Origin of the sequence: Nocardia sp. NPDC050408, from assembly GCF_044458905.1 — a bacterium.
Classification (GTDB): Bacteria; Actinomycetota; Actinomycetes; order Mycobacteriales; family Mycobacteriaceae; genus Nocardia.
Genome location: NZ_JBITIL010000022.1, coordinates 56,045 through 69,139 on the forward strand (window position 1 = coordinate 56,045; position 13,095 = coordinate 69,139).

At 63.9% G+C, this 13,095-nt stretch carries 12 protein-coding genes; 2 read left to right on the plus strand and 10 right to left on the minus strand.

Features of this window, described 5'->3' with window-relative positions; all coding sequences use genetic code 11:
* Nucleotides 1–56 precede the first annotated feature (56 nt).
* From ACIBJI_RS36990 to ACIBJI_RS37035, 10 genes are all read right to left on the minus strand, one after another.
* Nucleotides 57–1,466 carry an MlaD family protein gene (locus ACIBJI_RS36990; protein ID WP_364357285.1) on the minus strand — a complete coding sequence of 470 codons (1,410 nt, stop codon included), beginning with the start codon at nucleotides 1,464–1,466 and terminating at the stop codon, nucleotides 57–59.
* Nucleotides 1,463–2,683, minus strand: a complete 1,221-nt coding sequence (locus tag ACIBJI_RS36995; protein WP_364357288.1) for an MCE family protein — start codon at nucleotides 2,681–2,683, stop codon at nucleotides 1,463–1,465. Before ACIBJI_RS36995 ends, ACIBJI_RS36990 begins: the two co-directional genes overlap by 4 nt.
* Nucleotides 2,680–3,948 (minus strand): MCE family protein, encoded by a 1,269-nt coding sequence (locus ACIBJI_RS37000; RefSeq protein ID WP_364357291.1) that lies wholly within the window; start codon nucleotides 3,946–3,948, stop codon nucleotides 2,680–2,682. The genes ACIBJI_RS36995 and ACIBJI_RS37000 overlap by 4 nt, the downstream gene beginning before the upstream one ends.
* Entirely contained in the window at nucleotides 3,945–5,012 is a 1,068-nt protein-coding gene (locus ACIBJI_RS37005) for an MCE family protein (protein ID WP_364357294.1), read from the minus strand. Before ACIBJI_RS37005 ends, ACIBJI_RS37000 begins: the two co-directional genes overlap by 4 nt.
* Nucleotides 5,012–6,037: an MCE family protein gene (locus ACIBJI_RS37010; RefSeq protein ID WP_364357297.1), complete on the minus strand. Its 1,026-nt coding sequence runs from the start codon at nucleotides 6,035–6,037 to the stop codon at nucleotides 5,012–5,014. Before ACIBJI_RS37010 ends, ACIBJI_RS37005 begins: the two co-directional genes overlap by 1 nt.
* On the minus strand, nucleotides 6,034–7,167 hold the full coding sequence (locus tag ACIBJI_RS37015; protein WP_364357419.1) for an MCE family protein: 1,134 nt from the start codon (nucleotides 7,165–7,167) through the stop codon (nucleotides 6,034–6,036). The genes ACIBJI_RS37010 and ACIBJI_RS37015 overlap by 4 nt, the downstream gene beginning before the upstream one ends.
* Nucleotides 7,168–7,266: 99 nt before the next feature.
* The gene (locus tag ACIBJI_RS37020; protein ID WP_040686323.1) at nucleotides 7,267–8,118 is read right to left on the minus strand and encodes an ABC transporter permease; all 852 of its coding nucleotides are present in this window, start codon (nucleotides 8,116–8,118) and stop codon (nucleotides 7,267–7,269) included.
* Between the two features lie 4 nt (nucleotides 8,119–8,122).
* A complete protein-coding gene (locus ACIBJI_RS37025; RefSeq protein ID WP_062988486.1) occupies nucleotides 8,123–8,887 on the minus strand; it encodes an ABC transporter permease in 765 nt (254 codons plus the stop codon).
* Between the two features lie 297 nt (nucleotides 8,888–9,184).
* A complete protein-coding gene (locus ACIBJI_RS37030) occupies nucleotides 9,185–10,102 on the minus strand; it encodes a 3-oxoacyl-ACP reductase (protein WP_396959617.1) in 918 nt (305 codons plus the stop codon).
* A 120-nt stretch (nucleotides 10,103–10,222) separates the two neighbouring features.
* Nucleotides 10,223–10,411, minus strand: a complete 189-nt coding sequence (locus tag ACIBJI_RS37035; protein WP_364357305.1) for a ferredoxin — start codon at nucleotides 10,409–10,411, stop codon at nucleotides 10,223–10,225.
* A gap of 155 nt (nucleotides 10,412–10,566) precedes the next feature.
* On the opposite strand from ACIBJI_RS37035, the gene ACIBJI_RS37040 reads away from it, so the two are divergent.
* Nucleotides 10,567–11,760, plus strand: coding sequence for an acyl-CoA dehydrogenase family protein (locus ACIBJI_RS37040; RefSeq protein WP_364357308.1), 1,194 nt, complete (start codon nucleotides 10,567–10,569; stop codon nucleotides 11,758–11,760).
* A gap of 94 nt (nucleotides 11,761–11,854) precedes the next feature.
* Nucleotides 11,855–12,961, plus strand: a complete 1,107-nt coding sequence (locus ACIBJI_RS37045; RefSeq protein WP_364357311.1) for an acyl-CoA dehydrogenase family protein — start codon at nucleotides 11,855–11,857, stop codon at nucleotides 12,959–12,961.
* The last annotated feature ends 134 nt before the right edge of the window (nucleotides 12,962–13,095 follow it).

Sequence of the window (13,095 nt, forward strand, 5' to 3'; positions counted from 1 at the left end):
GCTCGGTTCCGGCATGCGCGAAGCACGCTGTGACATTGTTCGTTCGCTGCGCTCTCTCACTGCTGCTGCTCCTGAAGCATCGCCTGCCAACTCGACGGTATCGTGCCGGATCCGTCCTTTCCGATATCCCCCTGACGGTACGTGCGTCCGTCCGGTCCCATGAACGTCCCACTGCCGGGATCCAATGTCGTGCTGTGTGCGGCCGGGTGGGTCGAGCCCTGATCGCCGATCGGGTCGCCAGACGGCGTCACCGGCTGCGGCGCACCGAACGCCGGGTTATTGCCTTCGGGCACATAGCCGTTCGGATCGCGGCACAGCTCCGGCGATGGTGCCCGCTTACCCGGCACCTCCATACACGGCGTATTGCGGATACCGCGCACGGCTTCCCTGGCGTTCTGCGCCACCTTGCAGTACAGCCCGGGCGGTGTATCCGGCGTGTCGAGCTGGGCGGGCGAGCGGCGCTGTTCCGGCGTGAGGAAGCCGGTGGTGCAGCCGGGCGGATCGTTGAGTTCCAGGTGGAAGTCCACGACGGCACCGTATTCGACCGGGCCGCGGATAACCGTCAGGAACGCGGCGGTCAGCGGTGGATAAATCACCAGGATCTGTTCCAGACCCGAGTGATAGGTCACCGCGACCTGACCCACGCTGACCAGATTCGACAGCAGAATCGGCAAGGTCGGGCGCAGGTCCTGGAACAGCGAACTCACCTGTTGGGCGGCACCGGGCGTCTTCTCGATGACATTGCGCAATGCCGGATCATGGGCGCGCAGTTGATCGGTGACCGTTGCCAGGTCGTGGGTCCACGACCGGATCGCCGCATCGGACTGATTCTGCGTATCCAGCAGCGGTCCGATCTTTTCCAGCAGATCCTTGGTCGGCTCCGCATTCGCCTGAGCCTCCTGCACCAGCAGCGATGCGGAATCGATGAACTTCTGTAGATCCGGTCCGGCCCCGTTGAATGCCGTGAACGCATCGTCGATCACCTGCCGGAGCTTGGTGTCGGCAATGCTGGACAACAGACGATCGGAGCGATCGAGCACAGTACCGATATCCTCGGGCAGCTTGGTGCGTTCCACCGGAACCACCGAACCGTCGGAAAGGTTGCCGCCCTTGGCATCAGCGGCCGGTACCAGATCGACGTACTGCTCACCGATGGCCGAAACACTGCGCACCCACGCGTCGACATCGGACGGAATCTTGTAATCACTATCAATGGACAGCTTCGCGTCCACACCCGTCGGGGTGAGCCGAACCTCTTCCACCTTGCCGACATTCGTGCCGCGGTAGGCGACATTGGCCGTCGGATACAGCCCGCCGGTGGCCAACAGTTTTACCGTCACCTCATAGCGGCCGATGCCGAACATGGCGGGCAGTCCCACATAGGTGCCGCCCATCACCACCAACCCGATCACCGTCAGCACCGAGAAGATGGCCAACTGGATCCGGACGAAGCGCGTGAGTTTCATCGGCCCGCACCTTCCTGCCCGGCGGGCGGAACGGTGAGGCCGGGTATCGCGGGCAGACCCGGAATCGGCGGCAGCCCGGGGATACTCGGCGTCGGAGCCGGTGTCGCCGGTGGCTGTAGCGGTGCGGTCGCCGGATTGCTATTGCCCTCCGCCGAACCGGCCAGACCGCCGAGTGCGCCCTCGACCCCGCCGAACCGACCGCCGAGCGGGGTGCCGGTGAGGAAGTTCGAATCCAACCGCTTACCTGTGATATCGACGGTCATGAGCAGGTTCATGTAGTCGCCCTTGACCGCGTGATCGAGATTCTTCATCGGGAACGGGAAGGTGAAGATCAGCTTCAGCACCTCGACCAGGCTGTTCCCGGTGCTGGCCAGCGTCTCCAGCACGGGTGCCAGATTCGCCAGATTCGCCTTCAGATTGTCCCCACCCTGCGCGATGATCCGCTGCACCACATCGCTCAGATCACCAAGGGCGGTGAGGGTCTGGGTGATGTTCTCGCGCCGATCGGCGAGCACGGTGAGCGCCGGATGGATCTGTTCGATCGCCGCGGCCACCCGATCCTTCTGCTTGGCGAGCGTGCCGGTGAACCGGTCGAGTCCGCCCATCGCATCGATGATGTCTTTGGTCTGAGAATCCAGTGTGGTGGTCAGCTCGGTCAGCTGCGGCAGCAGATCCCGGATCGCATCCTCGCGGCCGTTGAATGCGGCATTGAGTTCGTGGGTAATGGTTTCGAGCTGACTGATGCCGCCGCCGTTGAGCACCACCGACAGCGATGACAGGGTCTGCTCGGTGGTGGGATAGACACCGGCCCGATCCAACGGGATCAGATCGCCGTTCTTCAGCTCACCCTGTGCTGGAACATCTTTCGGCGCGGCGAGTTCGAGGTGATTGCTGCCGAGCAGACTGGTCTGCCCGATTCGGGCGGTCGCATTGGCGGGCAGCTTCACATCGTGGTTCAACGAGACGGTGACCAGCGCGTGCCAGCCCTCCACCTCGAGCTTCGTCACGGTTCCGACCGTCACGTCGTTCACGCGGACCGGCGAATTACGGGTCAGCGTGGTGACATTGGGCATCTGGATCTCGACTTCATAGGCGTTCGGATCACTTCCGGCGGTACCGGGCATGGGCAGCGAATTGAGCCCATCCCACTCGCAGCCGCTGACTCCGAGCACGACAGCCAATCCGATTGCCGCACCGGCAATTCGCCTGTGCATCATCGCCCTCCTCCCGGAATGGCCAGCCCGGCAATACCGTTCGGCACGGTGACCGGATCCGATTGCGGCACCGAATCACTCGGTCCGCGCGCGGCCAGACTCGGCGGACTGTAGACGAGCTGATTCGGGAACGCGGTCTGATTGGATACCGGATTGGCAAGCAGCGGTGGGTAATTCATCATGAGCTGCTGGATCATGGGCGCCAGATACTGGCGGCACAGTGCGGCGCTCTGATCGGAACCGTTCGCGTCATTCGCCTCGACCGCGCCGCACAGGAAGGCGAACGGGTTGGCGAAGTTCGGCGCGACTACGGCACCGGTGAGACTGCCCTGCGCCGGATCATAGATCTGATAGAAGTTCGCCAGCGACGTCGGCCCGGAATGCAATACCTGCTCGAGCTGGGGCCGCTTATCCGCAAGGTTCTGGGTGACCTCGGCCAGCCGCTGCACCCCCTCGGTCAGCGCGCCGCCGCGCTCTTGGATGAACCGCTGCACATCACCGACGGCGATGTCGAGATTGTCCAGTCCGGCACCGAGATCACCGGAAACATTCGCGAGCACCGACGACACCGAGGCGAGCCGTCCGCCGAATTGCACGATCTGATCGTTGCTCTTGGACAGCACATCCACGAACTGTTGCAGATTGCGGATGGTGCCGAACAGATCGGTGCGGCCATCCGACAATGTGCTCAGCGTGTGCGACAACTCGCGCAAGGTATCGCGTAGCGCCTGCGCGTTGCCATTGCCGAGATTGTCGGCGGCGGTATTCACGAAGCGCCCGAACGAGCCCTGCTCATCGTCGCCGACCGGCCCCAAAGTCGTTGCCAGCTTGGACAATTCGGCCTTGATGTCATCCCATTCCACCGGAACCGCGGTGTGTTCGATCGGAATAACGCTGCCGTCGTGCATTTTCGGTCCACCGGTGTAGGCCGGAGCCAATTGGATGAATCGCGCCGACACCAGCGACGGTGAAATGATGACCGCCTTGGCATCCGCGGGGATCTCGATCCCGCGATCGAGTGTCATCGCGACCCGGACCCGGTCACGACCGGGATCGATGGAGTCGATTCGGCCGACCGCGACCCCGAGCACCCGCACCTCGTCACCGGCGTACAAGCCGGTCGTGGACGGGAAATACGCGGTGATCGAGGTCTTTCCGATCCGCGATATCAGTGACCAACCGCCGGCGATCACCAGTGCGGCGATGACGACCAGGGCGAGCACCCGCACCCACTGCGGTGCCGAACGAACAGTGCGCAATGCATTCATCGCGGCGGCTCCTGAATGGCGGGCTCGATCGATGGCAGCGCGGGATCGGTCAGATATGCGCGGAAGGAATCGGGCACATGCTGCGGCCAGACCAGCGCGTCGACGAGTATCTGTAGGCCGCGCGTAGTGGCGTTCGAGACATATGCCTGGAAGTACGGACCGCTGCCGACCTGTTCACCGAGCGCGGCCGAGAACGGACCGAGTCCATCGAGCGCTTTCGACAGGTTGTCTTTATTGGACTGCAGCAGTGCCAGCACCGAATTCAGCCGGTCCAGTGTGGGTTTCAGCTGTGCCTCGTTGTCGTTGACGAGGCCGGTCAGCTGTTGGGCCAGCCCGTTGATGTACACGATCAACTGACTGAGCGCGCCGCGCCGCCGATCCAATTCGCCGAGCAACTCGTTGCCGTCGACCAGCAGCGCATTGATCTGATTGCTGCGATCGGCGAGCACCTTCGTGACGTTCTGCGCCCGGCGGAGCAACTCGGTCAGCGCCTGATCTCTGGCATTCAGGCTGCGTGAGAGTTGAGTGACGCCGTCGAGTGCCGACCGCAGCGGAGCCGGAGTATCGGCGAAGGTCGTCGACAATGCGTCCAGTGTCTGGTTGACCTTGTCCATATCCAGGCCCTTGACGGTATTCGACAAATCGCCGAGCGCGTCGGTGAGCGAATACGGCGAGGTGGTGCGGTCCAGCGGAATGGTCTCGTTGGTCCGAGTCGAACCGCTGCCCGACGGAGTCACCTCGAGCGATTTGCGGCCGAGCACCGTATTGGTCTTGATGGCGGCACTCGTCTTATTGCCCAGCACGATTGCCTCGTCCAGCGTGAACCGGACGTAGACCTTCGCACCATCCAGCTTCACCTGCTCGACGCGTCCCGACTTCACACCCGCGACCTGCACATTGTCGCCGGGAACCAGTCCGCCCGCATCGGCGAAGTACGCGGTATAGGTCGCGCCGGAGCGAATGAACGGCAGCCGGTCGACCTGAAGTGCGGACAGCGAGACCGTGGTCGCGACGACAATGCCGATAATGCCGAGCGAGACTGCGCGTGATCGGGTTTCGTTCATTAGCTCTTTGCACACCTTCCCGTCGTCTGCAACCCGGGCAGGGTGATGTGCAACGGCTTGCCGTCCGGCCCGTCGACAATGAAGTTCGTGCCGCACACGTACATGTTCAGGAACGATCCGTAGGAACCGATCCGGACCAGCTTCTTATAGGTTTCGGGCAGCCGATCCAGCACCCACTGGATGGTGTCGGAACCGTCGTCGAGGGTGGCGGCGACGGTGCCGGTCTGCTCGATGGTGGTCTTCAGATCCGGCCGGGCCTGCTGTAGCAGCTCGGTCAGATCCCCGGTCGCACCGGCGATCCGCGGCAGGGCGGCGCCGATCGGATCCTTATCGGCAGCCAAACCGCTCACCAGCCGCTGCAATTCCTCGAGAGTGGTGGCGAACTGCTGATCGCGGTCATCGATCGTGGCGAGCACGGTCTTCAGATTCTCGATCACGCTGCCGATCAACGCATCTCGATCGGCGAGGGTTTTGGCGAACGATCCGGAACTGTTCAGCAGCGCGACGAGCGTGCCGCCCTGCCCCTGGAATACCTGGAGCAGCGCCTCGGTCAGATCATTGACCTGAGCCGGATCGAGGCCGCGCAGCAGCGGTTTGAAGCCACCGAGCAACATATCGAGATCGAGTGCGGGCGAGGTGCGGTCGAGGCCGATGGTGGCGCCCTTGGACATCACCTGCGCGGTGCCCGGCCCCTCCAGCAGTTCGAGATACCGATCCCCGACCAGGTTTTCGTAGCGGATGGTTGCCTTGGTGCTGGTGTAGAGCCGGTACTTGCTGTCCACATCGAAATCGACGTGCGCGAGCTTGTCCTTGCCGACATGCACCCCGGTCACCGAACCCACCGGCACACCGGCGATTCGAACCTTGGCGCCGTCCAGCATGCCGGAGGAGTTGGTGAAGACCGCGTGATAGCCGCTCTCCCTGGCAAAGCGCATCTGGCTGAACACCACTACCAGTCCCGCCAATACCAGGGCCATCACCAGCGTGAAGATGGTCAGCTTGACCGTTGTCGCGCGCGGTTTCACAGCTGCCCCACCCCCGGCAATCCGGCGAACAGCAACTGGAACACCTTGGGCCCGTTCAGATGTGTCGTCGTCGAGGGCGTCCACACGTGCCCCTCGGCGGTATCGGTGACCACGAAGTCCGCGTGGCTGTCCGGCACTCGATCCAGCACGCCCGCACAGTGCGGCCCGCCGGTGGCATTCACCTTCGGTAGATCCTGCGGGTACTGGTAGGCATCGGCACCGGGCATGAAACTCGCATTCAGCGGCACCGCGTCGTACCGTCCGCCGAAGATGTCCTCACCGATCGGGAGCACATTGGCCAGACCGACGACCAGGCAGTACAGCGCGGGCTTGTAGTCGTTGAGCAGCTGGGTGGTCGGGCGCAGCAGATCCAGCGCCGTCACCAGCGGCTGCTCGTTCTCGTGCAGCACCGAGCCGGTGGTATCGGCCAATCCGATGAGGTTGGCCAGCATCGCATCGACGTTCTCCTGCTCTTCGACGAGCGTTGCGGCCGTCACGGTCACGTTATCGGTGGTACGCAGCAGATCCGGCACGGTGTCGGCATACAGGTTGGTGACGCCGGTCGAGGAGACCAGATCGCGTTGCAGCGCGGGCAGACTCGGGTTGATATCGCGCAGGTAGGCATCGCTGCGGGCGAGCAGATCGCCGAGCTTGTCGCCACGCCCCTGCAGCGCGGTGCCCAGCGCCGACAGTGTGGCATTGAGTTTTTCCGGCTCGATCTTCTGCAGCACATCGGTCAGATGCTGGAACAGCGTATTGAATTCGACGGTCACCGCTTGGGCCGTCACGGTCGAACCCGGCTTCAGGGGGGTCGACGAAGGCTGGTCCGGCGCAGTGAAATTGATGTACTTGGCGCCGAATACGGTGGTGGACTTGATATCCACGGTCGCATTCGACGGAACCATTTTCAGCAGTTCGGGATCCATCGCCAGCGTCAGCTTCGCGCCGTCGGCGGTCTGCTTGATCTGCGAGACCCGCCCGATCTCCACACCGCGGATCTTCACCTTGGCGTCGGGATCGAGCACCAGGCCGCTGCGCGGTGCGTCCAGCGTGACGGTCACCGTGTTGGTGAATCCGCCGACGAACATGACCATCGCGACGGACACGATCGCGACCAGCGCGATCACCATGCCGAGCCCGGCGAGCTTGAGCCCGAGCCCGCCGCGCAGTGCCGCGGCCCATGCTGAGGTGTTTGGGCCGCTTCCCGATTGCTTCGTTGCCATACCGCTCTACCCGGAGAGATGGAAGTTGCCGGAGGTGCCGTAGATGGCCAGCGAGATCAGCAGTGTCACCGTGACCACCGCGACCAACGAGGCCCGCACCGCATTGCCGACCGCGATCCCCACGCCGACCGGTCCGCCCGCGGCGTTGTAGCCGTAGTAGGTGTGAATCATCATGACCGCCAAGGCCATGAAGATCGCCTGGGCGAAGGACCAGAGGATGTCGCTGGGGATCAGGAAGGTGGAGAAGTAGTGGTCGTAAACGCCCGCCGACTGCCCGTAGATGACCACGGTGGCGAATCGGCTGGCGATGAACGAACAGATCACCGCGAGCGCGTACAGCGGCACGATCGCGATCATGCCCGCGAGCACCCGGGTGCCGACCAGATACGGCACCGGCCGGATCGCCATGGACTCCAGTGCGTCGATCTCCTCGGCCACCCGCATGGCGCCCAGCTGCGCGGTCGAACCCGCGCCGATCGTTGCCGCCAAACCGATTCCGGAGATCACCGGCGCCGCGATGCGCACATTGATGAATGCCGCGAAGAAGCCTGTCAGCGCCTCGACACCGATATTTCCGAGCGAACTGTAACCCTGCACCGCGATGGTGCCGCCGGTGAACAGCGTGAGAAATCCGACAATGACAACCGTGCCGCCGATAACTGCCAAAGCGCCTGTGCCCATGCTGATTTCGGCGATCAAACGAATGGTCTCGGTGCGATAGTAGATCAGTGCGCGTGGGATGGAACCGATCGTCTGCGCATAGAACACCGCATGTTTACCCAGCGAATCGAGCGAGTTCGAAAAGCGACGCACTCGCCGAACGGTACGCGGGAAGCGGGATTGGATTACGAATGCCATCGCCTCACCGCGCCGCGAACTTGATACCGACGGCGGTGACCACGACGTTTACTACGAACAGGGCCATAAAGGCGAAGACAACGGTCTGATTCACCGCATCACCGACACTCTTGGGACCACCTTTGACATTCAGGCCGAGATAACAGGCCACCAGTCCGGCGATCAGCCCGAATAAACCGGCCTTCACTTCGGAGATGACCAGCTCGGGCAGATGGGTGAGCAGCGTGATGCCATTGACGAAAGCACCCGGATTAACGTCCTGCAGCAGCACCGAGAACAGGAAGCCGCCGACGATGCCGATGGTGCAGACCAGGCCGTTCAACATCAATGCCACGAACATCGAGGCCAGCACCCGCGGCACCACCAGGCGGTGCACCGGGTCGATACCGAGTACGCGCATCGCATCGATCTCTTCGCGAATGGTTCGCGCACCGAGATCCGCGCAGATCGCAGTGGCGCCAGCGCCCGCCACGATCAATACGGTGACAATCGGCCCGACCTGGGTGACCGCACCGAATGCCGCACCGGCGCCGCTGAGATCGGCGGCGCCGATTTCGCGCAACAGGATGTTGAGCGTGAAGCTCACCAGCACGGTGAACGGAATCGCCACCAGCAGCGTCGGAATGATCGAAACGCGTGCGATGAACCAGGCCTGATCAATGAACTCGCGCCCTTGGAACGGACGTCGAATGCTGGCCCGCGCAACGTCGGCGACGAGTTCGAAGAATCCGCCGACTGCCCGCAATGGCACAGCAAGGACCTCGTTCATGCACGATCCTCCTTGCTCATCCTGCTGATTCTGCTCATCGCACGATGCCCCCGCCCTGGCCACATCGCCGCAACGATTAGAACATGTTCACATTGCTGTAGGAAGCTTTTTGGCACATTTGAACTGCCATTTTTCTCAAATTCGGCCCATGAATTTGTAACAGGTGTCATTTGAGGGTGGCCTAACCCTTGTGAGGCGTCACGCACCATTGACTCCCATGTCTACCAAGCGCCGCATCGGTGATCAACAACTGGTCGAGTGATCAGCTTGCGTCCGATGGCGCCTGCCATCACAGTGTCAGTTGTCTAGATCGATCAATGAAGACGCAGAAAACGTACGCCCCGCGGGCCGCTGCGCGAAGTAACCGCCGAGCGTGGCGGCGAGATCATTTACCGACCAGTGATCATCGGCGGCATCGAAGCGCTGTTCGACGACCGGCGCGGCCATCAAGGCGACCATCGGTCCGTAGACCACGAACAGCTGACCGTTGACCACATCGGCGGCGGGCGAAGCGAGATACGCGACCAAGCGGGCCACATGATCGGGCGAGAGCGGATCGATGCCGTCCTCCGGCGCCGCACTGAAGACCGCCTCGGTCATCGCGGTGCGCGCACGCGGCGCAATGGCATTAGCGCGCACACCGAATCGGGACAGCCCCCGCGCGGCGGACAGCGTCAGCGCGGTGATACCGGCCTTGGCCGCACCGTAGTTGGCCTGCCCCTCCGGACCGAGCAGGCCCGCTTCGGAAGAGGTGTTGACGAGCCTGCCGTAGATCGGCGCGCCCGCCGCCTTGGACTTTGCCCGCCAGTAGGCACCCGCGTTGCGGGTCAATAGGAAATGGCCGCGCAGATGGACTGCGACCACCGCGTCGAAGTCCTCGTCGGACATGTTGAACAGCATGCGATCGCGGGTGATGCCCGCGTTGTTCACCACGATGTCGGCGCTGCCGAACGCTTCCTCGGCGGTGCTGATGAGCGCGTCGGCGGTGGCGCGCTCGGCAATGCTGCCCGCCACGAACTCGGCCTTGGCGCCGAGCGCACGGATATCGGCGAGCGTTTCGGCCACCGCATCCGACTCCGTCAGGTCGTTGACCACCACCGACGCGCCTGCCCGCGCCAAGGCCAGCGCCTCGGCGCGCCCCAGTCCGGCGCCGCCACCGGTAACGATGGCCACCCGCCCCGCAAGGCCAACATCCGTGTTGTCTACATCACTCACGGCTGCACCTCGCTGCGCTCGGTTCCGCCGTGTGTGATACACGCTGTGTTTTCGGTTCGTTCGCTGCGCTCACTCACGGGCCGACTCTAGAACGTGTTCCTATCTGACGGCAAGCATCGGCTACTGCAACTTCAGCGCCGCCTTCGGACACTGGGCCACCGCGTCCTCGACATCGGCGAGCCGATCCGCAGGCACGTCGGCTTCCACGATGTGCAACACGTCCTCGTCATCGAGTTCGAAGACGTCGGGGGCGATTCCGACACAGATTCCGTTGGCTTCACACTGATCCGGATCGACCGTGACCTTCATAGAAACTCCTTAAACGCGACTCTGGTCGAAGCCTAACAACACCAGGTCATATCGGGTACCGCCATTGTGCGGATTCGGTAGCAATACTGGAACATGTTTCAGTCCGTATGCAATGATCGGTTGACCGACACCGAACGAGGGCATGAGGTATCGCCATGCGCATTGCGTACACGCCGCAGCAGGAAGAGCTCCGCGCGGAGCTGCGCGACTACTTCGCGCGGCTGATCACCCCGGAGCGCCGAGCCGCGCTGAGCGCGACCACCGGCGAGTACGGCCACGGCAACGTCTACCGCGAGGTGGTCCAGGAAATGGGCCGCGACGGCTGGCTCACCCTGGCCTGGCCCAAGGAGTTCGGCGGCCAGGACCGCCCGACCATGGACCAGCTGATCTTCACCGATGAGGCGGCCATCGCGGGCGCGCCGGTGCCCTTCCTCACCATCAACTCGGTGGCGCCGACGATCATGCACTACGGCAGCGAGGAGCAGAAGAAGTTCTTCCTGCCCAAGATCGCCGCGGGCGAACTGCACTTCTCCATCGGCTATTCGGAACCGGGCGCCGGCACCGACCTGGCCAGCCTGCGCACCACCGCCGTGCGCGACGGCGACGACTATGTGATCAACGGGCAGAAGATGTGGACCAGTCTGATCGCGTACGCCGACTATGTCTGGCTCGCGGTTCGCACCGACCCGACCGCCAAGAAGCACAAGGGCATCAGCATGCTCATCGTGCCGACCACCGCCGAGGGCTTCTCCTGGACCCCGGTGCACACCATGGCCGGACCGGATACCAGCGCCACCTACTACCAGGACGTCCGAGTACCGACGAGTTCACTGGTCGGGCAGGAGAACGGCGGCTGGGCGCTGATCACCAACCAGCTCAACCACGAACGCGTCGCGCTGACCTCGGCCGGACCGCTCATGGTGGCGCTGAACCAGACCACCGAATGGGCGCGCAACACCAAGGCGGGCGACGGTTCCCGGGTCATCGATCAGGAATGGGTGCGGCTCAATCTGGCCAGGGTGCAGGCCAAGGTCGAATACCTGAAGCTGCTGAACTGGGAGATCGCCAGTCGCGCCGATGCGGGCGGGGATGCCGCGCCGCGGCCGTGGGATGCCTCGACCTGCAAGGTCTACGGCACCGAACTGTCCACCGAGGCCTACCGACTGCTGATGGAAATCCTCGGCCCGCAGGCCTATCTGCGTCAGGATTCGCCCGGTGCCGAGCTGCGCGGACGGTTGGAGCGGTTCCACCGCGCCGCGCTGATCCTCACCTTCGGTGGCGGCACCAACGAGGTCCAGCGCGACATCATCGCTATGACCGCACTCAAGCAACCCGCCGCAGCGCGCTGAGCTGTTCAATCGCGGTGCTCCCGGGGCCCGACATGGTCACGCAAGCTACCGCCTCCGGGCCCGTCGCTCGCACCGCAGAAAGCAGGTAGACACCATGGATTTCACACCCACCGAAGCTCAGCTCGATCTGACCCGCCTGACCGCCGAGGTCTGCGCCAAGTTGGTCACCGCGGACCGGATCCGCGAACTCGATGCCGAGGGCCGCTTCGACGAGCCGCTGTGGCAGTCGCTCGCCGAGACCGGCATATTGGCCGCCGCACTGCCGGAAGCGGTGGGCGGCGGCGATTTCGGCGCGCTCGAGCAGAGCGCCGTGCTGCGTGAACTGGGCAAGCATGTCGCCGCAGTGCCGTATCTGTGGTCGATCGTGGTGGGTGCGGGTGCACTCGCACGTTTCGGCTCGGTCGCCCAACAGGATTGGGCGCGTCAGGCTGGTGCCGGCAGCATTATCCTGACCGTCGGGCTCGCCGAGGAGCACAACTGGGAGCCCACCAAACCGACCACCGTGGCCCATGAGGTCGATGGCGGCTGGCGACTGACCGGCGCGAAGACCACGGTGCCCTATGCCGATCGTGCGGCCCGAATCCTGGTCCCCGCCACAGTTTCCGGTACACCCGCGCTGTTCCTGGTGGATCCCGCCGATACGACGGTGAATGTGACCGCCCAGCGTGTGGTCGACTTCAGCGCCGAGTTCGGCGTCGAATTCCATGACACCCCAGCCGAATTGGTTGCGACGGCGGACTCCGGCGCGGAAATCCTGGACTGGATCCTGACCCGCGCCTGGCTCGGTCTGAGCGCGCAGCAATTGGGCACCCTGGAACGCGCGCTCGAACTGGTCGCCGAATATGCCCGCGAGCGTGAACAATTCGGTAAGGCGATCGGCAGCTTCCAGGCCGTCGCGCAGCGTCTCGCCGACGCCTACATCGACGTCCAAGGCCTGCGGTTGGCGGTCACCCAAGCGGCTTGGCGAGTCTCCGAGGATCTGGCCAGCGCGGAAGCCGTACACACCGCCAAGTTCTGGGCCGCCGATGCCGGACATCGCGTGGCGCACACCGTGGTTCACGTGCACGGCGGCGTCGGCATCGACCGCGACCACATCGCGCACAACTACTTCACCGCGGCCAAGCACAATGAATTCGCACTGGGTGGGGCGAGCGACCACCTGCGCGCCATCGGCTCTCTGCTCGCGGAAACTCCTGCCTGACCGAGCGCCGGCGACTGCTTGCAGGTCGCTCGAAAGGGCCGGTATCCGCACCCCCGAATCGGCCCGCCGGCCCTGCCACCGGCGGGCCGATTGCTGAGCGACGCAGCCCCCTTCGGATCGTGCGCACCCAAGGC